This window comes from Nonomuraea montanisoli, from assembly GCF_013363975.1.
GTDB lineage: Bacteria > Actinomycetota > Actinomycetes > Streptosporangiales > Streptosporangiaceae > Nonomuraea > Nonomuraea montanisoli.
This window is the reverse complement of record NZ_JABWGN010000012.1, coordinates 57,585-78,973: the sequence shown is the minus strand read 5'-3', so window position 1 is coordinate 78,973 and position 21,389 is coordinate 57,585. Positions and strand designations below refer to the sequence as shown.

The following is a 21,389-nucleotide window of genomic DNA, read 5'->3' as shown; positions in this document are numbered from 1 at the left end:
GTCGCCGCCGACGGACGCCACACCATCACCTACCGGCAGTCACCGCCAGTCCAGCCAGTGAAAGTGGGAACCCGTGTCCGACACCCTCTCCGCCGTCCCGGAACCGGACGAGGCCAAAGACCGTAGGCAGGCCGCGTCCCCCAAGGAGTACCCGGGGCCCATAGTCTTCACCGTGCGGCTGCGGGCCCGGCCGGACAAGATCGAGGCAGCCGAGCGGGCGCTGGAAAAGATCGCCGGCCCGATCCGTGCCAACCCGGACTGCCTGGAGTTCCGCGTCTTCCAGGATCGCGAAAACCCGCACCTGTTCACCCTCCTGGAGCACTGGGTCAGCGTCCAGGCCGTCACGACCCACGGTCAGCGCGACTACATGGCGGAATACATGGCCACGAAACACTTGATCTTCGAGGACATGTCCGGCGAGCCTGTCCAGGAGATCCACCCGCTGAACGCGGCGCCCCGGGCCGAGCGCCAACCTGGCCATGGACAACGGCGCTGAACTCGGCAAGGCCATCGCCGCGCACCCCGGCGGCGCCGAGAACGCGCTGAGCGGACACGGGCGGGCCATCTTGCCCCCGGCGGAAGCCAGGCTCACCACGCCTGATCCGCCGCCGGTCCACTGCCACCGTTGCCCACAGCGCTTGATCAGCTCAGTGTGCCCCGTCGCTCTACTGGATCTTGGAAGTGACACAAGCCAGATCGCGCCGACGCCCGCGCGGAGATGCAAAGGTCGCCTTTGAACTCCTCCGCATCATCCGGCATCACCTTCGGCTGAACTGTGACCTTGACTTGACCGGTGGCCACCTCCCACTCTGGCCCTGGTCATCGCGGATGTGCTCAACCCGTTCTTCCCCGAGGTCGCCGCAGGCGTCCTGCACGCCGCCGACAGCCGGGGGTGGCAGGTCGTGGTCTACACCACAAGCTCGGACCTCGCCAAGGAACGCCAGGTCTCCCAGACCGTCAGCGCTCAAGCGGACGCTTGCGTCGGGTTTCTCACGGATCCGGACGCCATCGCCGCTCTGGCTTCCGCAGGGGTGCCCCTCGTCCTCCTCGACAAGGAGGGCACCGAAACGACCATCCCCGGCGTCAGCATCGACTTCGAAGCAGGCGTCGAACAGGGCATCTCTCACCTCGTCGAACGTGGTCACGTCCGCATCGCCATGATCGACAATCGCGAGCACGCCACCTACCGTCCGGTCGACGCCCGACGCGACCGGTTCCTGTCGCTCGCCGCCCGACTCGGCCTGCCCGTCGACGAGACCTGGGTGCTGCCCGCCGGCAACTCCGTCCAGGGTGGCGCCGCTGCCATGGAGCGGCTCCTCGCCGAGCATCCCGACGTCACCGCCGTCTTCGCCTACAACGACCTCATCGCGCTCGGCGCCATGCGTCAGGCCATCGCGCTCGGCAGATCCGTCCCCGGTGACCTCGCTGTCGTCGGCTTCGACGGCCTGACTCTCGGCGAACTGGTGGACCCCCCGCTCACCACCCTGTCCATCGACAAGCACCGCCTCGGCATTCTCGCCGTGGAACACGTCGCGGCCTTTCTGCCCGGTGCGGTCCCACCCCCGTCACCGCCGGACCCGGTGATCGTTCCGATGCTGGTCTGCCGTGGCTCCACCTGACCCAGTGCTGTCATCAGTGCACCCATGGCCGGCTGCGGCGGCCCTCCGATGGTGGCGCCCGCGCTGCGGGTGAAGTCGGAGGGTCCTGCCCCAGGGAACGCGAGGGCGCCCCGGCCACCTCCCCGGACGAGGAGATCGAGCGCCGCCTTGACTTCTCACCTTCGACCTCCTCCGGCTACCGCGCATCCTGAAGCCGCTGAAGTGCACCAGACCAGGGCCGCCGTGCCGGGCCATAGCACGGCCCGTGCCCCGGCCGTATCTGCCCGGCTGTCTGACCATGAGCAAGGGTGGGCGGGTCGACCTCAACGTGTAGGGCTACCCGCCGGCGCGACCTCCACCACGGGTGACCTGGACCGCTTCATCTCCGGTCTGTTCGCCGGCGGGCCGCTGAGCCCACCCCCATCCCGCTGGCCGGCCGGTCCGGTCGGGATGTGCATCAGGTGACCTGCGCGCCCCGGCCCTCCTGTTCGAAGAACTTCAGCATCAGGCCGAACCCCAGGCGGGCCGCCCCTGCCGCCCGACCGCCTCCGACGCGAACACGATCAGGCAGAAACCCGCGCTCGCCCGATGGTGGCGGGGTGCATGCCGGGCTCTCGGGCGAGCTGGGTGCGCGTCATTGCCGCCCCGATGAGCGACGAGACCCCTGACGGTGGTCGTGACGCGGAGTGTCGGTAGCGACCCGGGTCGGCAGCATCGCCACAACCTTCCCCATTTCCCACGATGGCCTCCGCCAAGGGGTTGGCGTGGCGGGTTCGCGTCCCTAGCATATGGGCAGAACATGAGCAGCGTTCATATTTAAGGATCAGGCCTGCATGATCAGCCATCACCCCGAAGCCCGCCTCTGGCTACTGAGCACGCCCGGCACCTCCTACGCCTTCCAACTGGACGCCGACGACGTCCCCCGGCACGTGCACTGGGGCCGGCCGCTCACCCTGGAGCAGGCCGTCGTGATCGCGGCCGACCTGCCCGCCGAGGACCCCGGCAGCGACGATGCCGGGGGTGAGGAGTACGTCGTCGAGGGCGGCCTGCGGTTCGGGGCGCCGTCGCTGACCGTCCGGTTCGACGACGGCGTCCGCGGCTTCGAGTGGCGGTTCCTCTCACACACGGTCGAGGGCGGCCGGCTCACGCTCTCCTTCGCCGACCGTGTCCGCTCCCTCGGTCTCGACCTTCACTACCGGATCCTGGACGGCCATGACCAGATCGAACGCTGGGCCGTCCTCACCGCGGATGAGCCGGTGGACGTCCTGCGGTTCGACTCCGCCGCCTGGACGCTGCCCGCCCGCGACGACTACCGGGTCAGCCATGTGGTGGGGGAGTGGGGCCGGGAGTTCCAGCTCCAGCGCGACCGGGTGCCCGTCGGTGAGACCGTGTTCACCAGCCGCCTTGGCATCACAGGGCAGCACGCCGGACCCTGGCTGATGCTCGACGCGCACGACGCCACGGAGGAGCACGGCGAGGTCTGGAGCGCGGCCCTGGCCTGGAGCGGCAGCCGCCGGATCACCCTGCGTCGCGACCCCTACGGCCGCGCCTCCTGGACCGGCGGCTTCGGCCACGAGGGCCTGGTCTGGAAACTGGTCCCCGGCGAGAGCCTGGAGACCCCGGTCTTCACCGGCCTCTACGCCCCCGACGGCTTCGGCGGCGCCAGCCGCCGCTGGCACGCCTACATCGAACGCCAGGTGCTGCCCGCCCGTCCGGCCGAGCGCCCTCTGATCTTCAACTCGTGGGAGGCCACCGAGTTCGACATCACCGAGAAGCAGCAGGCCGAGCTGGCCGAGCTGGCCGCCGGGGTCGGCATCGAGGTCTTCGTGGTGGACGACGCCTGGTTCGGCACCCGTACCAGCGACATGGCGGGCCTCGGTGACTGGTGGCCCAACCCGGACCGCTTCCCGGCCGGTCTCGGCCCGCTCGCCGACCGTGTCCGCGCGCTGGGCATGGGATTCGGCCTGTGGGTCGAGCCCGAGGGGGTCAACCCCGACAGCGACCTGTTCCGTGCGCACCCTGACTGGATCCTCCACCAGGACGGTCGCACCCGCACCCTGCGCCGCAACCAGCACGTGCTGAACTTCGCCCGCCGCGACGTCCGCGAATGGGCGGTCGAATGGCTGGTCAGGACCGTCACCGAGCTGGACGTCGTCTTCCTCAAGTGGGACATGAACCGGTCCTTCAGCGAGGTCGGGCAGCCTGGGGCCGCCGACCCCGACCGCATCTGGATCGAGCACACGCGCGGCGTCTACGAGGTGATGGACCGGCTGCGCGCCGCCCGTCCCGGCCTGTACCTGGAGTCGTGTGCGGGCGGTGGCGGCCGGGCCGACCTGGGCGTGCTGGCCCGCGCCGATCAGGTCTGGACGTCCGACAACACCGACGCCGCCGACAGGATCGCGATCCAGCATGGCCACTGCCAGTTGCTGCCCGCCCGGACCATGGGCGCCTGGGTCACCGACAGCCCCAACAGCTTCACCGCCCGCCCGACCTCGATCCGGTACCGCTTCCACGTCTCGATGGCCGGGGCGATGGGCATCGGCGGCGATCTGCGGAAGTGGAGCGAGGAGGACCTGGCCTGGGCCCGGATGCTGGTCGAGCAGTACAAGCGGATCCGGCCAGTGGTTCACGGCGGTGCCCTGTACCGGCTCGACCACGACGCCGTGCAGTACCTCACCGAGGACGAGGTCGTCGTCTTCCAGTTCCAGCCGTCCGCACTGAACCGCTCTGTCGTCCGCACTCGGCTGAAGGGCCTCGACCCCGACGCCCGCTACCGGGATGTGGCCACCGGTGCCGTGCACGAAGGCGCCGTCCTGCTCGGCCACGGCCTGCCGCCGCTGCTGTCCTTCGACTGGACGAGCGAGCTCGTCCACCTCAGGAGAGTGCCCCGGTGACCCTCGTCCCCGAACGGCCCGAAGCCCTCGCCGAGCCGACCCGCAAGGTCGGCCCCGGCTGGGTGGTCCTCTACGTCCTGGCCAACGTCGGGATGTTCATCCCGATGCAGGTGCCGACCACGTTCCTGATGCCCGAACAGATCGCCCAGATCGACCCGGCGGGGAAAGTCGGCAGTTACGCCTGGGTCAGCATGATGGGCGCGATCTCGGGAATCGTCATCGCGCCGCTGGCCGGCGCGCTCTGCGACCGCACCACCGGCCGGTTCGGCCGCCGCCGGCCGTGGATGATCGCCGGCTCGCTGCTCTGCACGGTGGCGCTGGTCTGCACCGGCCTCCAGACGACGGTCGCCGGGGTCGCGCTCGGCTCTCTCGTGCTGTCCGCCAGCTTCATGATCATCGGTGCCGGGATAGGCCCCGTGGTGCCCGACCAGGTTCCGGTCACGCAGCGCGGTGTGGTGCTGGGCTGGGCCGCGGTTCCGCAGGCCGGCGGCATGATCGCGGGCGGGCTGCTGCTCGGGCTGGTCACCGGGTTCTCCGCGCAGTACGCGCTGATGGCCGCGTTCCCGCTGCTGATCGTGTTGTTCGCGGTCGGCATGAAGGACCCGCCGCTGGCCGGCGGCCTCCGCGAGCCGTTCTCGATGCGCGCCTTCCTGGACGGCTACCGGATCAGTCCGCGTGAGCACCCGGACTTCGTCTGGGCGATGAGCTCCCGGTTCATCATGGGCCTGGGCTACGGCCTGGGCACGCTCTACATGCCGTACTTCCTGGACGACGTCCTGCACTACGAGCAGTTGTTCCCCGGCCGGTCCACCGAGGACGGCCTGCTCATCGTGATCGGCGTCAACTGCCTGGCCACCGTCTCGACGGTCGTCCTCAGCGGCTGGCTCTCCGACAGGCTGGGCAAGCGCCGCATGCTGGTCTTCCTCGGCGGCGTCACGATGGCCGCCGCCGCGATCCCGCTCGCCCTGTCGCCCACCTGGCCCATGACACTGGTCGCGGCCGTCATCCTGGGCGTCGGCTACGGCGTCTACCTGGCCGTCGACACCGCCCTGGTCACCCAGGTGCTCCCGGCCTCGGCGGACCGGGGCAAGGACATGGCCCTGGCCAACCTGATGGGCTCCCTGCCGTACGTGCTGGTGCCTCCGATCGCCTCGGTCGTGCTCGTCGATCTGGGGGGCTACCACTCGTTGTTCCTCTGCTCGGCGGCCATGTCCGCGCTGGGCGCGGTGCTGGTCTGGAAGGTCAGAAGCGTCCGTTGACGGGCAGCGGCGGCGTCCTCCGGCTGCACGTCGGCGAGGAGGGCGCCGCCGCCGCTCTCCATGGAGACCAGGCTTTTGAGCTGTGGCCTCGCTAACAGATCAACGGCGGCCGGATGCGATCGTTCAGATAGCTGTTGAGGAGTCGTTTGCACTCGGCGATCAGCAGGGGGTCGCCCTGCGGATCAGTGCGGAAGGCCAGTTTGAGCACGCTGTCCGCGCACTCCAGGGCCACCCGCACGGGGATCTCCAGATCGGCGTCGTCCTGAACGCCTGCCAGTGAGCGCAGCCGTCCGGCGACCGCGGTGTTGTTGTCCAGGGCCGGATCAAGGATGTGGTCCTGGCCCGCCGCACCGAAGTCGACCACGCCGAACCCGATGATCGTCCGGCGCATGGTGACGAACTCGCCGACGGCCACATCCACGATGCCCGAGACGTCTTCGGGCTTCTCGCGCTCCAGCCGGGCCGCGACCCGCTCCAGGAAGGACTCCAGGTTGCGGGTGGCGAGCGCGCCGGTGAGCCCCTCCTTGTCGGAGAAGAACTGGTAAAGGGTGCCGATGGGCACCTTGGCTCTGTGTGCCACCTCCTTGGTGGTGAGCGCGGCGTAGCCGACCTCGTCCAGGAGTTCGGCGCAGGCGTCAAGCAGCCGTTCGAAGCGTTCGACACTGCGCTTCTGGACGGGGCGGCGGCGCAGCGTCCCGGGGGCGCGATCTTGGTTCACGCTTCCATCATCCCATTGACCCATCTAACATGACCAAGACTCATGTTTAGCGGAGGATCGACATGGCACTGAACCATCTGCCCACGGACTTCATCTGGGGCGCCTCGACGGCGTCCTACCAGATCGAGGGCGCCACCAAGGAGGACGGCCGCGGCCCGTCGGTGTGGGACACCTTCACCGCTCGCCCCGGCACGATCCGCGACGGGCACACCGGGGACGTGGCCTGCGACCATTACCACCGGTACGAGGAGGACCTCACGCTGATCGCCGAGGCGGGCCTCACCGGCTACCGCTTCTCGATCGCCTGGCCCCGGATCCAGCCGACCGGCAAGGGCGAGATCAACCTCAAGGGCCTGGACTTCTACGATCGGCTGGTCGACGGCCTGCTCGCGCGCGGCGTCGAACCCGTCCCGACGCTGTTCCACTGGGACCTCCCGCAGGGCCTCGAGGACGACGGCGGCTGGCTGAACCGCGACACCGCCCACCGCTTCGCCGAGTACGCCGCCATCATGGCCGGCAGGCTGGGCGACCGCGTCCAGAAGTGGATCACCCTCAACGAGCCGTTCATCCACATGGTCTGGGGCTACGGCCTCGGCACCCACGCGCCGGGCCGTGCTCTGTTCCTCGACTGCCTGCCGGTCGCCCACCACCAGCTGCTCGGCCACGGCCTGGCGCTGAGAGAACTGCGCGAACGCGGCCTCCAGGTGATGATCGCCAACAACTGCACCCCGGTCTGGCCCGCCTCGGACGCCCCCGCCGACCGCGCCGCCGCAGAGGCCTACGACAACCTGCACAACCGCCTGTTCAACGACCCGATCCTCGCGGGCACCTACCCTGACCTGTCGGCCTATGGCGCGGACGCCACCCTCGGCGGTTCCGTCCAGGACGGAGACCTCGCATTGATCGCGGCGCCCCTGGACGCGCTCGGCATCAACTACTACAACCCGACCCGGATCCAGGCTCCGACATCCGAGGGCCTGCCATTCGAAGAGGCTCCCATCGAGGGCTACCGCCGCACCGCGTTCGGCTGGCCCGTCGTCCCCGATGGCCTGCGGGAACTGCTCGTCGGCCTCAAGGAGCGCTACCCGGCGCTCCCGCCGGTCTACATCACGGAGAACGGCTGTTCGGTCGACGACGTCGTCACCGCGGACGGCACCGTCCCCGACCTCGACCGCATCGACTACCTGGACACCCACCTCCAGGCCGTCGACGCCGCCGTGGCCCAGGGCGTGGACGTCCGGGGCTACTTCACCTGGACCCTGATGGACAACTTCGAATGGGCCGAGGGCTTCCACCAGCGCTTCGGTCTCGTTCACGTCGACCACGACACCCAGGTCCGCACCCCGAAAGCCTCCTTCGCCTGGTACCGCGACCTCATTCGCGCTCAGCGCGCCTGAGCCTCCCTGCGGACTCGCGCAGCCGAGCAGGGTGCGCACCGCGTCGAGCGGTTCGCCGGCGTGCGGCAGCCTGGTGGCCACGCTGTGCCGGCCACGTTCACCGTGGCGCCCTTCACCGCCGCCGCCACGAGCGTCCTGCCGGGTATCGAGGTCGCGGCGATCCGGCTGCGCAGCACCGGGCAAGTCGCCGGGCTCGCCTTGAACATGGCCAACCACCTGGCCATGTTCATGAGGCGCATGCTGAGCGCCCTCGCCGGGGCTTGAGGCAGTCTGAAGAGGGCACGGGGCCCCTGGGACAGGCGTGTGCTGGTCGAGTCGAGATCGGGGGAGTTGCGGAGGTCGAATGCTGCACGCCAGGGCGTCGCCAACGCCATGGCCGCTGGGCACTGGCTGCGCTACGGCTCATGAGCAGGCGAAACACCTCAGACTTCGTCGGCGCGTCATGCGAGGGCGGAGCGAAATGACTCAATCCCTGCAAAACGGAGCGGGGCCTACCTGGGGAGCGACCGCCGTGCCGCATTCTGGCTTCCCGTAATCTCCCAATCGGCCCAATTCAACTTACTTTGTAAAGGCGCCCGGGATGTACAACTAACTCCCAGCTACAAAAAGCAACGGGCTTCGCCCGTACCTCACCCAGCAAACCGACAGCTCACCCTTACGAGGCCCAAGCTCCCTGCTCACCATCGGTGTTGGTCTGGCCAGGGGTCATCTCCTGTCGTCCACGGTAGAAGGCGATGTCGGCCAGGACGCGCAGCAGGTGGCAGGCACGGTGTTGAAGAGCATGACGGCGACGCGGTCGGGGCCACCGATGCGGTCGTCGGCGTGTGCCTTGTCTCCATGCATGCCGGCCGGCGCTGGCCGGCACTGCGTACGCTTGATGCCACGCTCGCCGATCTGGGTCAGGGGCTCGCGTGGGAGAGTGTCCATCGGACCAGGCCCGACTGGACCAGCTCGCCGGTGTTCCAGGTGACGACGAACGGCTCGTCCTCCACGGGGCGTTCGTCGAGCAGTACTGCGCCCTCGCCCTGGTAGTTTCCCTGTGCATCGACCTGGCGGTTCAGCAGCAGGTACCGGCGCGGGTAGACACCGCGCGTGCCGTCCTCGCCAGGGTAGACGTCGGGGAACGTCTGGGGTAGTCGGTCGGCCAGGCACTCGCGGGGCCTGCACCACTGCAAGGGCGACAGCCTCGCTGGCTGGTCGAGCGTGCTGTGGCGCACGATGTAGGCCGGCGGCGGCCGGTCGCCGGGGCGCTGCCGCATACCGCCTTGGGCGCGACCTGGCGCCGGGTGGCGGTGCCGAGTGCGCGGGAACCGTTTGTCGTGGTCAATGGCCTTGCGCGTCAGCCAGTCGGTGTCGCGCAGGGGGGCTGGTTCATCAGCTGCCCCTGGCAGAACACGCTGCCCTTTACCGAGAGATCAACGGTGGCTGGTGGAGAGGCGGATCGAACGCTCAGAAGTGCGGGCAGGGGTGCCGGTCGGCGGTCCATGGGCTGTCGCTGCGTTGCCGGTATCGCTGGCAAAAGCCCTGGGCATGGGCGTACCGCCCGGTGGCGTGCCAGGTCAGGCCCGGGTGGCGGGTCTCCAGTTCGCGCAGGCAAGAGTGCCGAACCACCGGCGGCGATGGAGAACTCATGCGACACGGTTGGAGCGTCGTCCGCTCCTCGACGGCGGCTGGGCATGGCGTTGGCGCGCGATCGTTTCCGATCTGGCCTGGCCGGCGGCGGCGTACCGGCTCCACCCAAGATCGGTATCCAGCTCGGCGATGGGGATCTCGGCCCAGCCCGGCACCTCGACGGTATCTTGCGCCAGGAGAGGAGCAAGGAGGCCTCTCACCATCGGCGAACTCGGCCGGCCCGCGATGCTCGCTGTTCTGCTTGGCGGCCGTCTGCTGGAAGGCATCGCGGACGATCGCCTGCATCGCCGCCCGCAGCACCCGCCGCTCGACGTCGTCGCGATGCGGTGCGTCCGTGGCCATAGCCCGTTGCCGGGGCGGAGGCTTCCACAGCAGGCGCACCAGCATGCCGGCACCGTAACCCGCGCGGGGTTCGGGAAGCCTTCATGTGCACTCACCGTGAAATGCCATTTCACCTTCGCGCCCGGCGGCGCTTTCTCGGAAAAATAGCGCCATCTTCCACACGGTCAGCAATGCCACTACGACGCAGCGCATTCATTGCCGAAATTCCTCCAATTCTGTAAGTTCAGTGGCGATACTCCTCACCGTTCACTTATTAACCGGCACTATTCCTGATTTGGTGTCGTCCTTGCCGCCGTTACCGCGTACCGGCAGGCGGCGGGCGTGCGCGTACACCCGAGATCACGGATGCATGGGGCAGGTGGGAATGACGACGGTCGGAGAACCGGATCGGGCGGCTCCCGGCGGGGCGCGGCCGTGGCCGTATGGGGCGGCGCGGTGGTATCACCGGGACCCGCTGGGGTTCGTCGAGCACGCGGCCCGCGAGCGGGGCCCGGTGTTCCGGCTGCCCGACGACGGGTCGCTGTGCGTGGCCGACCCGGCGGAGGCCCTGCGGGTGCTGCACGACGAGGAGGGCCACTACGACGACGTGTCCGACTTCTTCCATGTCCGCGGCGGCCGGCTGGAGCCGCGGGAGACGCAGGTCGCGATCGGGCGGGCGGCCCGCGCGACGTTGCGCGCCCATCTGGCCGCGCATCGGGAGCGGCTGCCCGCCGTGGTGGCGGAGCTGGGAGAGGTCAGCGAGTGGCCGTCGGCCGGGCGGGCCGCCGTGTACCGGTTCCTGTCCGAGGCGCTGCTGCGGCCGGACAGCCCGCCGCTCTTGCGGGAGCTGATGGAGCAGGTGGTGCGGAATGATGTCCTGATCCGTCCCAGCGGCTGGCTGGCGAGCGTGATGTGGCGGGCGCTGTGGGCACGCGTGGTGCGGGCGCTCACCGGCGAGGTACTCGCCCGCCGGGCCGGCCCGCGGCCCGGCGGGCGGGGCGACCTGCTGGACGCCGTACTCGAGGCCGCCCCGCCCGATACGCCTGCCGCGCAGCTCGCCCAGGTATATCTGCTGCTCTTCCGAACCTCGGTGGCGCCGGTGGGCCACGTGGTCGCCTGGGCGCTGCTGGAAGCCGCGAACGAGGGCGTCGACCTGGCGGCCGTGCGCGCGGAGTCGGCCGTACGGGAGTCGCTGCGGCTATGGCCGGTGGCGTGGCTGCTGGGCCGCCCCGTGCTGCGCGCCCATCAGGTCGGCGGCGTGCGGCTGGAGCCGGGGGACAGCGTGTCGGTCTGCGCCTATCTGCTGCACCGCGACGAAGGGCACTGGCCTGAGGCCGCCCGGTTCCGGCCCGGCAGGTGGGACGGCCCCGGCCCCCGTGGGCCGTACCTGCCCTTCGGCGGCGGCCCGTTCACCTGCGCCGGCGCCGTCGTCGCCCGCCACCTGGCCTCCGGCCTGCTCGCCGCGGTGACCGACAGCGCCCGTCTTGAAGTGCGCGGCGGTCGCGGACAGCCCCACGTGGCGGGCATCATCACCCCTCCACCGTTCCAACTGCACCGGACCCCCTTCGCTCGTTGAGAAAGGAGGTGAACTCCATGAGGAAGTTGCTGCGCCGCGTCACCGGCCGCCGGATCAACCGGCAGGCCTGGTTCATCTGGTAGTCCGTCTCCGGCGGCCGTGCCGGGCCCGGCGGCCCGGCACGGCTCCGCTCCCGATGAGGTGGGACATCCGCACCCAGGAGGCACGCATGTCGCAGGTGGATGAGACGCTGGCCGCCTACGAGAGCATCGCGGCCCGCTACGACGAGCTGAACGCGCGGATGGACACCTCCAGCCTCGTGGCCCGCTTCGTGGAGGCGGTCGATCGGTACGGGTCAGGCGGTCGGCGGCTGCTGGACGCCGGCTGCGGAACCGGCCGCAGCAGCGTGGCCTTCCGCGAGCGTGGGTTCGAGGTGACCGGCTACGATCTGTCCCCCGCGATGGTCGCGATGGCCCGCCGTCGGCCCGGGGCCGAGGAGGTCGGGTTCCTGGTGGGACGGCTGCAGGAGCCCCCACCCGGGCTGACCGGCTTCGACGTGGTCGCCTGCGTGGACGTGCCGATGACGTACCTGATCGGCACGGACCAGCTGCGACAGGCGCTGACGGCCGCCCGTGACCAGCTCGCCGAGGACGGGGTGCTGGTCTTCGACCTGAACACCATCGGCTACTACCGCCGCATGTTCAGCGTCCCCACGGTCGCCGACCGGGGCGATCGGTACGTGGTCTGGTTCGCGCAGTCCCCGCGGATCGAGGCCGACGCGGTCGTGGTCACGCAGTTCGACCTGTTCGAACGGAACGGCGCGGGCTGGGAGCGGCTGTCGATGCGCCACGTGCAGCAGCACCATTCCGATCGGACGGTGCGCGAGGTGGCCCAGCTGTCCGGACTGCACGTCGTGGCCGCCCACGGGCTGGTGGGGACGTCGACGCGGGACTCGGCCGACGAGACCGACCACGAGCGCATCCTGTACGTCGCCCGCCGGGCCGGCTGACGTCGGCCGGGATGGCGCGCTGGTCGCCGAACTCCTCGCTCTGGCCAAGCGCCCATAGTCATCTTGGCCAAGTTGACCGAACTCAGATCCGCATGGGGCAGAATGTCGCGGATGAGGATCTCCGCTGACGTCTCCGGTCCGGTCAGGATTGTGACGGCCGTTCTTCGCGACGGCGATCGGGTGTTGCTGTGTCATCGAAGCGCCGGACGCCGGTGGTATCCCGACGTGTGGGACCTGCCGGGCGGTCATGTCGAGGAGGGGGAGGACCCGAAGGAGAGCCTTGTCCGCGAGCTTCGGGAGGAGTTGGGAATCACGGCATCGGAGCCGTCCGGTCCGCCGATGCATGAGATCCGGACCGCGACGTTCGACATGCAGATCTGGTTGGTCGACAGGTGGAGCGGAACACCTGTCAACGCCGCGCCGGACGAGCATGACGCTGTGGCGTGGTTCGAGACGTCCGACCTTGACAGCCTGTGTCTCGCCCACGAGTCGTATCTCTCGATGCTCACCGCCGTGCTCGTCACGTGACATTCAATCGTCATCTAGATGATCAATTCCAAGGGGTGCCTGCGGAGGGTGTGGGGGTGGGCGGTCAGGCGTCGAGGTCGACTTCGGGGTGCGTGAACCGCACGGGCTTGCCCAGCGATCGGGCGTAGGCGATTTCGGCTCGGGTGCTGTCTCCGATGTAGTCGCCGACTACGAGCACCTCATCAGCGAGCCGGATCTTCGCTCGGTGCAGATCGTCGAGTCGAACCTTCAGCGCCTCGGCCTCGACAGGATCGGACCAAGGTTCGTGCGGCGATCTCATGTCGCAACCCGGCTTGACGACAATCTTTCCGGCTTCGGTCTCCCGCAGATCGGCCTCGGTCATCTCGGTTCGTATCCCTGTGCGCCACTGTCGCCGACACCCGAGGCGGCCGTGTGACACAGACCCTGACGCGCGCGTACGCGGTGGGCTGACGCCCCAGCCCCGTGCTGTGCTGTCTGGTGCCGTTGTCGAGCGCGTACTTCACCAGTGGACGAGCCGCGCCTCGCCGGTCCTGTTGCCGTTGTTCCAGCACTTGCCCCACACGGTGCTGTTGCCGGTGCCGGGGGCGCCGTCCCCGGCACCGGCCAAGGGGCCCGCCTCCGGAGACCGTCCATGGTCGCCCGTCGATGGCGAACCGTGCTCATCGTGCCGCGCCGCACGATCTACTGCGGCCTCCGCCCTTCCGAGTCAGTAAGCCTGCGGACCTTGATCGGTTGCGCCACTTGGCCTCCCGACCGCCGAAACCCGATCAGCCGTCCAACCGGCAGGACCTGCCTACACGGGCGCCCGCTCGGGTCGGTGTCACTGGCCGCAAAGTGGCTCTCTGCGATGAGGCTGGCCGCTGGAAGGCAGTGTCACGGGCCGTCGTCGAGTTTGATGCCGTCTCGCCGTGACCTGGCCAGGTAGTAGAGGCCGATGCCCAGTCCGGTGGTCAGCAGGACGAGCCCGAGGGCAATCATGGCGATGATGGTGGGCCATTGGAGATGCTGCGGTAGGTGCAGGGCCAAAAGCCACGAGGGGGTGACATGGCCGGTGGTCAGCATGAGTGCGGGCACGATGCCCTGGGCCACCAGGGGCACCCAGCACAGGGTCAGGCTCGCGATGACGTACGCGCGCCGGCCCGTCGGGGCCAGGTCGAGGCCGAGCTTGTCCAGGCCCAGGTCGGGCTTGGGCAGGTGCGGCCGCGCCAGATCCAGGGCTGCGGCTGGTCGCCTCCGCTTGGGCGAGACGCCAGTGCGCAGGTGCAGGAGCAACTCGGGCGCGCTCGATTCGAGTCTGGTCGCGGCGAGGCGCCCTAGCAGCCAAGCCATCGCGGCGCCGCCGGCCAGGCCCATGACCGGTCCCGCCCAGACCGGCCCCAGCCGGACCGCGAAATAGGCGGGGGCGGCCGTCGCCGCGGTGAGGATCAGCACCAGCAGCACCTGGGCGAAGTCGGTGCCGTTCTCCAGCAGGTTGCCGCCTCTGCGGTGCGGGTCGGTCATGGGCACCGGCCGCAGCACCGACATCAGCACGGTCACGCCCGCGCCGCCGCTCAGCAGCGCGGGCACGAGCGCCGCCAACCAGGGCCACAGGCCGAACTCGCCGGTGAAGACGACCATGGCGGCGGTCAAGACGAGCGTCGGCGGCGCGGTGACCAGCAGCCAGGCGAGCTGACGGCCGCGCACGTCGTGGCGCGCGGCGCCGGGAACCATCATCTTGCACCACAGCTCGGTGCCGTCCTCGCCGTAGAGGTTGGCGGAGATGGCCGCGACCCACAGAGCGAAGACCGCTCCGGTCCAGGGCAGGAAGATCGGCGCGTCGATGGCCAGCGGCAGCAGGCAGAACGCCAAGGCGTAACACAGGGCGAAGACCAGGTAGTGAAAGCGCAGCAGGTCCCGAGACCAGGTGCGCAGCTCCCGGGCGGCGACTGCCGTCATCGGGCCCTTGGCCCAGCCGCCGGAGGCCACCCGGACCGGGCGGCCGCTCGGGCGCCGGGTGGTCAGCCGCCGCTTCAGCAAGGCGGCCCAGCCGTACCAACACATCACGCCGAGCGCAGCCAGCCCCGCCAGGGCGACGGCCACCGTCGGCCACTGTCCCTGCCCGGCCGCCCGCACGGCCACCAGACCCCAGCCGGAAGGCAGCGCCACAACGCAGGCGGAGAAGGGGGCGGGGAACCCGGTGCGCAGAGCGGCCTGCACCAGGGGCGAGAGCACCCAGCTCGAATGCAGGCCGGCCAAGATGGCGGCGCTGACAAGAGCGGCCAGCGCCGCGCCCACCTTGGACCGCATGACCTGGCCGAGCACCGCGGTGACCAGCCGGGACGCGAGCACGCACACCACCAGCTGGAGGACGACGGCGAGCACGCCGACCGCTGTGGCCGCCGCGCCGACCCCGGCCTTGACGGCTACCACCACGAGCGCGGAGAAGGCCACGAGCGTGACCAGGGGTGCGACGCCGACGAACGCGGCCCCCGCGAGCCCGGCCGCCAAGCGGCGCGGCGTGAACGACAGCAACGAGAAATGCTCGGGACGCAGCGTCTCATCGCCGCCGCCGAACAGCGTCGGGCCCAGCAGCCAGCCCGCCGTCCACAGGGCGAACCCCACCCCCAACAGGTCGAACGGCAGGGACGCGAGCGGGTAGTCGCGCCCCGCGAGCACGATCAGACCCCCCGCGAGGGCCAACCCGGTCAGCGCGCCGGTGACCATCTGGGCGGCGCGCCGGCCGGTCATGGAGTGCCGCAGCACGGCCAGCTTCATCTGGATCAGGAGGACAGCCACGCCAGCTCACCCACCTCGGGGACCTGGCCGCCGACCAGGCTCACGAACCGCTCTTCCAGGCTCCGGCCCGCCCGCACGGCTTCCAGCGTGCCCGAGGCCACGACCCGGCCGGAGGCGATCACCGCCACGTGGTCGCACAGCTGCTCGACCAGGGCCATCACATGGCTGGAGAACACCACCGAGCCGCCGCTGCCTACGAAACGCTGCAAGATCACTTTGATGCTGGCGGCCGAGACGGGGTCGACGGCCTCCAGCGGCTCGTCCAGCACAAGCAACCTCGGCGCGTGCAGCAGTGCCGTGGCCAGACCGATCTTCTTGCGCATGCCGGTCGAATACTCCATCACCAGGGTGCGCTCGGCCTCGTCCAGCTCCAGGACCTCCAACAGTTCGCCCGCACGCCGCTCGACCTCCTTGAGCTCCATGCCACGCAGCAGGCCGGTGAAGCGCAACAGCTCGCGGCCGGTCAGCCGCTCGGGCATGGACAAGCCGTCGGGCAGCACGCCGATCAGCTTCTTGGCGCGCGCGGGGTCGGCCCACGCGTCGAGGCCGAAGATCTCGGCCCGTCCGCCGTCGGGACGCAGCAGTCCCACTGCCATCGACAACGATGTCGTCTTGCCCGCCCCGTTGGGGCCGACCAGGCCGAAGAAGGACCCACGCGGTACCTCCAGATCGATGTGGTCGACCACCATCTTGCGGCCGAAGGTCTTGGTGAGAGCGGCGAGCCGAAGCGCCGCGTATCTGCTTGATGGCCCCACAGTGCCCTCCTGTAGCTGAACGGCGCGTGCCGTGCCGTTCAGAGCATGGTGGAGGTCGTCAGAGGTGTCAACACGGCACGTGCCGTTCCGATATGGTGGTGGGATGACCGACAAGCGCGGCAGCCGTGCCACCGACCGGACCGAGGCCATCATGCGGACCACTCTGGAGTTGGGTAAGGAGATCGGCTACGCCAAGCTCAGCATCGAAGCGGTCGCGGCCCGCGCCGGCGTCGGCAAGCACACGATCTACCGCCGCTGGTCGTCGAAGGGCGCCCTGTTCCTCGACTCGCTCCTGTCGCTGAACAAGTCCGATCTGGACTACCCCGACACCGGCGACATCGTCGCCGACCTGCGCCGGCAGATCCACGCGGCCATGGATCTGCTGGACCGGCCACCCGTGGGCCCCCTGTATCGTGCGTTGATCGGCGAGGCCCTGCTCAACCCCCAGGTCGCCGCGGCGCTCAACGACCACTTCATCACCCCGCAGGCGGAGAAGACCCTCGCCCGGCTGAAGGCGGCACGCGACCAAGGGCAACTGTCACCCGGCTTCGACCTGGACCTGGCGATGGACATCCTGTCGGGCCCGCTGTACTTCCGGGCCCTGATCGTCCAGGAGCCGCTGACGCACGAATACGTCGACCGCGTGATCGAAGCCCTCTTCACCGGGATGGAATGCAGGCCTTGAGTCCGCGCCCTCAGTGTGTGCGTTCGACCCGGCCCTCGCGCCAGAGCGGCTCGTTGGCTCCGTGGACGGTCCCGTCGGCGCCGAACATCAGGAAGCGATCGAAGTCGGCGGCGAACCAGCGGTCGTGAGTGACGGCCAGCACGGTGCCGGCGAAGGAGGCCAGCCCCTGATGCAGAGCCTCGGCGCTGGCCAGGTCCAGGTTGTCGGTGGGCTCGTCCAGCAGCAGGGTGATGCCGGACAACTCCAGCAGGAGGATCTGCCGGCGGGTCTGTTGGCCGCCCGATGGCGTCTCGAACCACTGGTTGGCCGCAGGAGCGAGTTCGTAGCGGGCCAGGGCGGCCACGGCCTCGTTCAAGGTGAGCGCGTAGCCGGTCATGACCAGCTCGGGCGGAGCGCGGCCGTGCAGATCCGGCCGGGCGCGGGCCTGCACAAACCGGCCGGACGCCACCCGTGCTCCCAGCCGCACCGAATCGCTGTGCCGTACCGAGGGCACCGCGCCGTCGGCGGCTTGCTCCAGCAACTGCAGGAAAGTGGACTTGCCCGAGCTGTTGGAGCCGAGAACCCGATGCGTTCGCCGTACCGGATCTCGATGTCGAATGGCCGCATCAGGCCGGTGAGCTCCAGGTTCTCACAAATGACGGCGCGTATGCCGGTGCGCCCGCCGCGCAGCCGGAGCAACACGCTAGGAAGGCAGGGTTGCGCGACCGGTCAAGGTCCGCAGGCTCGCGGACCAAGAGCAGCGACGATGACGCCCTGATGAAGATCGCTTCCCAGGGATGGCTGTAGCCACTCGCTGATCAGCCTCGCTCCTGTGGTCTGGTCGATGACCGCGAGCATGGCGGCTTGCCAGTCGTAGTTCTCGTCGCGTTCCTCGAAGTCGACGAAGAAGCCTGAGCTCCCTGACTGAGCCGCCGGAGCACGGTGGGGTTGATCCGAGGGAGCGGAGTTGCCGGTAGTGCTCGCGCAGCAACTCGCTGGTCCAGGTGGTGAAGCCGCCGTCGCCGACCTCAAGGCCGCCGAGCCGCAGCTTGAAACAGGCGGTGATGTAGTAGCCACGCCCACTCTCGCGAGAGTTGTCCAGACCGATCGACGCATTCGGATAGCGCTCGGCCAGTGGGCCGATCGCCTGTTCACGGCAGTGTCCGTGACGATCGGAGTGTGCACGATCTGACGAGGGACACAGCTGCTCTACGCTCAGGCCGTCGGCGACGTCGCCGACTACGACATGGAGGTCGTCTGGGACGTCTGCGCCACCGAGTCCTGATCGGACGTGATCAGCGCCATCCAACCGGCAGGGCGGCTCTACCCGCGAGCCCGGTGATCGTTTCCGGTCACAGCACTAGCTGCGTTCCCTTAGCGCCGGATTTCGTTCCACTGCACTGCGCGGGCCAAGAAGGTCAAACGCGTTGACGCGGTCCGTAATCTGGCCGGTGTGTGCCATGGGCAGGCGCCGACCTTACTGACACCGTCGCGTAGTGGACCCAGCTCATCATGACTCGGCTTTCGTGTGCCTTCTGATGCGTTCCCCGATGACCCGGTGCGAGAACAACACTCCGCAGAGGACGATGACGGCGAACGCTCCGTACAACCACTGTGCGGAATGACCGATCTCGGTCGCGTCTCCGCCGACTCCGGTCAGGTTAGTCACCGTTCCGGCCAGGGCCGCGCCCAGCGACGTGGCCACCAGCTGGACAGTCGTGATGGAGGAGGCGGCGGTGTTCTTCTCCTGTGGGGTCTCACCGACGGTCATGGCGGCCGCGGTCATGTGCGGCCACGTGATGCCCACTCCGCTGCCCGCGACGAACAGCAGCACCGCCCAGCAGAGGACCGTCACGAGCGAGGCCGACGGCCACGACATCACGGCCATGCCAGTCAGACCGACGGAGCTGACCACCGGTCCGATACCGACAAGCAGTCGCGCCTTGTCCGTCCAAGCTGCGCTGGCCATCGAGCCGACCGTCCAGCCCGCCGCGATCGCCGCCCCGAGGAATCCCGCCGACAGCGGGGCGGCGCCACCCAACTCTTGGCCGTAGAACGGCACGAAGATCTCGGTGGTGCTGGCGACGACCAACACCGTGAGCGTCGCGTACAGCGGTCGCAACGGCGAGCCGGGCGTGAAGGCCGTCGGGGGCAGCAGCCGCCGCGGCCGGGTCCGCTCGCGGCGAATGAACAGTCCGAGCAGCAGCGCGGCGGCGACGAGTCCGCCGAAGTTGACCCAAGCCTGGCGGGACAGGCTCGTCGCGCTCACAGCCAGCACCGCGGCAGCGACGAGCGCAAGGTTCCCGTACGCCACCGGCGCGGTTTCGTTGTCCGCCTGGACGCCCGGCATCGTCGACCGAAGCAGCAGGGCCACCGCGATGGCGAAGGGTACGAGGAGCAGGAAGGCGAAGCGCCACTGTCCCCACTGGGCGAAGGCGCCGCCGAGCGCGGGACCGACGAGCGTGCCGACGCCCCACATCGCGGACAGGATCCCCGCCGCACGAGTCCACAGCGGAGCAGGCAGCGTCGTGCTGATCATGGCGTAGGACAGGCCGACCAGCAGCCCGCCACCGATGCCCTGCACGGTACGGCCCACGAGCAGCACGGCCATGGTGGGAGCCGCCGCGCACGCGAGAGTGCCGAGGGCGAACGCGGCCAACGCAAGCCGGTAGGAGTTGCGTGGACCAAGCGAAGCGAGGCACTTCGGTACCAACGCGGACATCACCACGGAGGCGAACATGAACAGTGTCGTGTTCCACGCGTAGAAGCGAAGACCGCCGACCTCTGCCACGACCGATGGCAGCATCGCGGTCACCAGGTAGATGTTGATCGCGTGCAGGGCGGTGCCCCCTGCGAGCACGGTCGTCACAGCGAGGTGTGGTGGTCTCAGCAGGGTCGTCCAACTGCCGGGCTCGCGGGCGACGGCGGATTCTGCGTCTTCTCGAATCTGGGTCATCAGAGGCTCGCATATCCTCGCTGGGGGATTTCGTTACTTTACGGATCGTATCGTAAGTGACCCATGAATCACCACAAGGCTGAAACCACAGATCACGCGCCCGTATGCTTTCCGGTATGGCATCGCGCGCGCCAGAGCGCCCTGCAACCGGCCGGCCCAGGGACCCGGCGATCGACCAGGCCGTCCTCGAGGCGACCCTCGAGGTGTTGAGGGAGAACGGCTATTCGCGCTTCAGCCTGGAAGCGGTCGCCACCAGGGCCGGCACGACCAAGCCGTCCATACTGCGACGCTGGCCGAAGCGGCAGCGGCTGATCATCTGTGCGCTGGTCACCGTGCTGGTCACGCCGCCCGTGCCGGACACCGGCTGCACCCGGTGCGATCTCATCGTCAGTCTCGAGTCGCTGGCCGACGCGTTGCTGCGGCGGGTGCCGCCGGGCGTACTCGCTCCCCTGCTGGCCGACTGCTCGGCCGACCCTGGGCTTCGGCAGCACCTGACTTCGACACTCATCCAGCCTGCCCGCCACGCGGTCGCCGCCACGGTGGCGCGTGCGTTCGACCGCGGGCATCTGCGGCCCGGCCTCAACGCCGACCTCGTCGTTGACATGCTGGCGTCCGTGGTGTTCCAGGGCAACATGTTCGGCGAGGCCCACTTCCCCGTCGAACTCGCGGGCCACGTCGTCGACGTACTCCTGCAAGGTGTCGCGGTCGACTTCGACGAACTCGTCGCGATCAGCCGCGCGACGCCGAAGTCGCACCGGCATTGTGACGACACCTGACAAACCGCGCTGCCGGCGACACCTGGGAGCACCGAGGCTCACTGGACGACTTCATCCGCAGTGGCTCGTGGAGCACCTGGCGGCTGCCGCCACGCGGTCACTTCTTGATCGGCGCCTGCAGGCTCCATATGCGCCCGTCGGGGTCACGTACCTTCATCTCCTGCGTTCCGTAGTGGGTCTCCTCGAAGGGCGTGACCACCTCGACGGACTCCTCGACGTTGAACGCGTCCGCGTCCGGCACGCGCAGCACGACCTGGACCTCGGGCTTCTGGTTCTCGGGGACTTCGGCGAGCAAGAGGTAGGGGCCGTCGCTGTTGCGTAGCATCCCTGAGCCGTCCTCGGTCGCGAAGTCGACGTTGTAGCCCAACGCCTGCAAGAACTTGGCCGACTTTCCCCAGTTGTGGGTCTCGAGGTAAACGCCTTCGATGCCCTCGGTCGTCATGTGCTTTCCTTTCGAGATTCCTTCTCGTGAACGGCGAGATACGCGCGCAATGCCTCGGCCGCCAGGGCCGAGAGCGATAGCTCGTTCTCGATGGCATGGTGCTTGACCTGCCGGATGAGATCCACCGGCAGGTAGACGTTGAACTGCTTGACTTCCACGCCTCCCAT

21 protein-coding genes and 1 pseudogene are annotated in these 21,389 nt (G+C 69.1%); 13 read left to right on the top strand and 9 right to left on the bottom strand.

What is annotated here, in order from left to right; all coding sequences use genetic code 11:
• Window positions 1-73: 73 nt before the first annotated feature.
• The 4 genes from HTZ77_RS30055 (at window position 74) to HTZ77_RS30040 (ending at window position 5,751) form a co-directional block, all read left to right on the top strand.
• The gene (locus HTZ77_RS30055; RefSeq protein WP_175593092.1) at window positions 74-496 is read left to right on the top strand and encodes a putative quinol monooxygenase; all 423 of its coding nucleotides are present in this window, start codon (window positions 74-76) and stop codon (window positions 494-496) included.
• Window positions 497-809: 313 nt separating this feature from the next.
• Complete coding sequence (locus HTZ77_RS30050; protein WP_175593282.1) at window positions 810-1,619, top strand: substrate-binding domain-containing protein; 810 nt, start codon at window positions 810-812, stop codon at window positions 1,617-1,619.
• Window positions 1,620-2,431: 812 nt separating this feature from the next.
• A complete protein-coding gene (locus HTZ77_RS30045) occupies window positions 2,432-4,492 on the top strand; it encodes an alpha-galactosidase (protein ID WP_175593091.1) in 2,061 nt (686 codons plus the stop codon).
• Window positions 4,489-5,751, top strand: a complete 1,263-nt coding sequence (locus HTZ77_RS30040) for an MFS transporter (protein ID WP_175593090.1) — start codon at window positions 4,489-4,491, stop codon at window positions 5,749-5,751. The genes HTZ77_RS30045 and HTZ77_RS30040 overlap by 4 nt, the downstream gene beginning before the upstream one ends.
• 91 nt (window positions 5,752-5,842) lie before the next feature.
• On the opposite strand, the gene HTZ77_RS30035 is transcribed toward HTZ77_RS30040, so the two are convergent.
• Window positions 5,843-6,469: a TetR/AcrR family transcriptional regulator gene (locus tag HTZ77_RS30035; protein WP_328808848.1), complete on the bottom strand. Its 627-nt coding sequence runs from the start codon at window positions 6,467-6,469 to the stop codon at window positions 5,843-5,845.
• Window positions 6,470-6,531: 62 nt separating this feature from the next.
• Between HTZ77_RS30035 and HTZ77_RS30030 the strand changes: the two genes are divergently transcribed.
• Window positions 6,532-7,866 (top strand): GH1 family beta-glucosidase, encoded by a 1,335-nt coding sequence (locus HTZ77_RS30030; protein ID WP_175593088.1) that lies wholly within the window; start codon window positions 6,532-6,534, stop codon window positions 7,864-7,866.
• Between the two features lie 84 nt (window positions 7,867-7,950).
• Window positions 7,951-8,130, top strand: a complete 180-nt coding sequence (locus tag HTZ77_RS30025) for a hypothetical protein (protein WP_175593087.1) — start codon at window positions 7,951-7,953, stop codon at window positions 8,128-8,130.
• A 635-nt stretch (window positions 8,131-8,765) separates the two neighbouring features.
• On the opposite strand, the gene HTZ77_RS30020 is transcribed toward HTZ77_RS30025, so the two are convergent.
• On the bottom strand, window positions 8,766-9,125 hold the full coding sequence (locus HTZ77_RS30020; RefSeq protein WP_175593086.1) for a hypothetical protein: 360 nt from the start codon (window positions 9,123-9,125) through the stop codon (window positions 8,766-8,768).
• Window positions 9,126-9,507: 382 nt separating this feature from the next.
• On the opposite strand from HTZ77_RS30020, the gene HTZ77_RS30015 reads away from it, so the two are divergent.
• The 4 genes from HTZ77_RS30015 to HTZ77_RS30000 all read left to right on the top strand — a co-directional run bounded on the left by HTZ77_RS30015 (window position 9,508) and on the right by HTZ77_RS30000 (window position 12,872).
• Entirely contained in the window at window positions 9,508-9,987 is a 480-nt protein-coding gene (locus tag HTZ77_RS30015; protein ID WP_175593085.1) for a hypothetical protein, read from the top strand.
• A gap of 217 nt (window positions 9,988-10,204) precedes the next feature.
• On the top strand, window positions 10,205-11,395 hold the full coding sequence (locus HTZ77_RS30010; protein ID WP_175593084.1) for a cytochrome P450: 1,191 nt from the start codon (window positions 10,205-10,207) through the stop codon (window positions 11,393-11,395).
• Between the two features lie 169 nt (window positions 11,396-11,564).
• Complete coding sequence (locus HTZ77_RS30005) at window positions 11,565-12,344, top strand: class I SAM-dependent DNA methyltransferase (RefSeq protein WP_175593083.1); 780 nt, start codon at window positions 11,565-11,567, stop codon at window positions 12,342-12,344.
• Window positions 12,345-12,455: 111 nt separating this feature from the next.
• Entirely contained in the window at window positions 12,456-12,872 is a 417-nt protein-coding gene (locus tag HTZ77_RS30000) for an NUDIX domain-containing protein (RefSeq protein ID WP_175593082.1), read from the top strand.
• A gap of 64 nt (window positions 12,873-12,936) precedes the next feature.
• Here HTZ77_RS30000 and HTZ77_RS29995 read toward each other — a convergent pair whose 3' ends face one another.
• The 3 genes from HTZ77_RS29995 to HTZ77_RS29985 all read right to left on the bottom strand — a co-directional run bounded on the left by HTZ77_RS29995 (window position 12,937) and on the right by HTZ77_RS29985 (window position 16,318).
• Window positions 12,937-13,215 (bottom strand): hypothetical protein, encoded by a 279-nt coding sequence (locus HTZ77_RS29995; protein WP_205303902.1) that lies wholly within the window; start codon window positions 13,213-13,215, stop codon window positions 12,937-12,939.
• Between the two features lie 512 nt (window positions 13,216-13,727).
• Entirely contained in the window at window positions 13,728-15,629 is a 1,902-nt protein-coding gene (locus HTZ77_RS29990; RefSeq protein ID WP_175593081.1) for a hypothetical protein, read from the bottom strand.
• Window positions 15,614-16,318, bottom strand: coding sequence for an ABC transporter ATP-binding protein (locus tag HTZ77_RS29985; protein WP_205303900.1), 705 nt, complete (start codon window positions 16,316-16,318; stop codon window positions 15,614-15,616). Before HTZ77_RS29985 ends, HTZ77_RS29990 begins: the two co-directional genes overlap by 16 nt.
• Window positions 16,319-16,487: 169 nt before the next feature.
• Between HTZ77_RS29985 and HTZ77_RS29980 the strand changes: the two genes are divergently transcribed.
• Window positions 16,488-17,069 carry a TetR/AcrR family transcriptional regulator gene (locus tag HTZ77_RS29980; RefSeq protein WP_235995400.1) on the top strand — a complete coding sequence of 194 codons (582 nt, stop codon included), beginning with the start codon at window positions 16,488-16,490 and terminating at the stop codon, window positions 17,067-17,069.
• 10 nt (window positions 17,070-17,079) lie between these two features.
• Here HTZ77_RS29980 and HTZ77_RS29975 read toward each other — a convergent pair.
• Window positions 17,080-17,750 (bottom strand): annotated as a pseudogene (locus tag HTZ77_RS29975) (ATP-binding cassette domain-containing protein); the annotation flags it as partial.
• A 265-nt stretch (window positions 17,751-18,015) separates the two neighbouring features.
• On the opposite strand from HTZ77_RS29975, the gene HTZ77_RS29970 reads away from it, so the two are divergent.
• Window positions 18,016-18,240 carry a hypothetical protein gene (locus HTZ77_RS29970; RefSeq protein ID WP_175593080.1) on the top strand — a complete coding sequence of 75 codons (225 nt, stop codon included), beginning with the start codon at window positions 18,016-18,018 and terminating at the stop codon, window positions 18,238-18,240.
• 318 nt (window positions 18,241-18,558) lie between these two features.
• On the opposite strand, the gene HTZ77_RS29965 is transcribed toward HTZ77_RS29970, so the two are convergent.
• On the bottom strand, window positions 18,559-19,917 hold the full coding sequence (locus tag HTZ77_RS29965) for an MFS transporter (RefSeq protein ID WP_205303897.1): 1,359 nt from the start codon (window positions 19,915-19,917) through the stop codon (window positions 18,559-18,561).
• Between the two features lie 203 nt (window positions 19,918-20,120).
• Between HTZ77_RS29965 and HTZ77_RS29960 the strand changes: the two genes are divergently transcribed.
• Entirely contained in the window at window positions 20,121-20,780 is a 660-nt protein-coding gene (locus tag HTZ77_RS29960; RefSeq protein ID WP_175593078.1) for a TetR/AcrR family transcriptional regulator, read from the top strand.
• Window positions 20,781-20,877: 97 nt separating this feature from the next.
• Here the strand turns inward: HTZ77_RS29960 and HTZ77_RS29955 are convergent, their stop codons facing one another.
• Together HTZ77_RS29955 and HTZ77_RS29950 are read right to left on the bottom strand one after the other, a co-directional pair.
• Window positions 20,878-21,222 carry a VOC family protein gene (locus HTZ77_RS29955; RefSeq protein ID WP_175593077.1) on the bottom strand — a complete coding sequence of 115 codons (345 nt, stop codon included), beginning with the start codon at window positions 21,220-21,222 and terminating at the stop codon, window positions 20,878-20,880.
• Complete coding sequence (locus tag HTZ77_RS29950) at window positions 21,219-21,380, bottom strand: ribbon-helix-helix protein, CopG family (protein ID WP_235995398.1); 162 nt, start codon at window positions 21,378-21,380, stop codon at window positions 21,219-21,221. The genes HTZ77_RS29955 and HTZ77_RS29950 overlap by 4 nt, the downstream gene beginning before the upstream one ends.
• Window positions 21,381-21,389 lie beyond the last annotated feature (9 nt).

Bases quoted from the DNA above. Each gene is read 5' to 3' on its own strand.
- HTZ77_RS30045 (WP_175593091.1), top strand. From the start codon at position 2,432: ATGATCAGCCATCACCCCGAAGCCCGCCTCTGGCTACTGAGCACGCCC.
- HTZ77_RS30030 (WP_175593088.1), top strand. From the start codon at position 6,532: ATGGCACTGAACCATCTGCCCACGGACTTCATCTGGGGCGCCTCGACG.
- HTZ77_RS30020 (WP_175593086.1), bottom strand. From the start codon at position 9,125: ATGCGGCAGCGCCCCGGCGACCGGCCGCCGCCGGCCTACATCGTGCGC.
- HTZ77_RS30010 (WP_175593084.1), top strand. From the start codon at position 10,205: ATGACGACGGTCGGAGAACCGGATCGGGCGGCTCCCGGCGGGGCGCGG.
- HTZ77_RS30005 (WP_175593083.1), top strand. From the start codon at position 11,565: ATGTCGCAGGTGGATGAGACGCTGGCCGCCTACGAGAGCATCGCGGCC.
- HTZ77_RS30000 (WP_175593082.1), top strand. From the start codon at position 12,456: ATGAGGATCTCCGCTGACGTCTCCGGTCCGGTCAGGATTGTGACGGCC.
- HTZ77_RS29995 (WP_205303902.1), bottom strand. From the start codon at position 13,215: ATGACCGAGGCCGATCTGCGGGAGACCGAAGCCGGAAAGATTGTCGTC.
- HTZ77_RS29985 (WP_205303900.1), bottom strand. From the start codon at position 16,318: ATGGTGGTCGACCACATCGATCTGGAGGTACCGCGTGGGTCCTTCTTC.
- HTZ77_RS29980 (WP_235995400.1), top strand. From the start codon at position 16,488: ATGACCGACAAGCGCGGCAGCCGTGCCACCGACCGGACCGAGGCCATC.
- HTZ77_RS29960 (WP_175593078.1), top strand. From the start codon at position 20,121: ATGGCATCGCGCGCGCCAGAGCGCCCTGCAACCGGCCGGCCCAGGGAC.
- HTZ77_RS29955 (WP_175593077.1), bottom strand. From the start codon at position 21,222: ATGACGACCGAGGGCATCGAAGGCGTTTACCTCGAGACCCACAACTGG.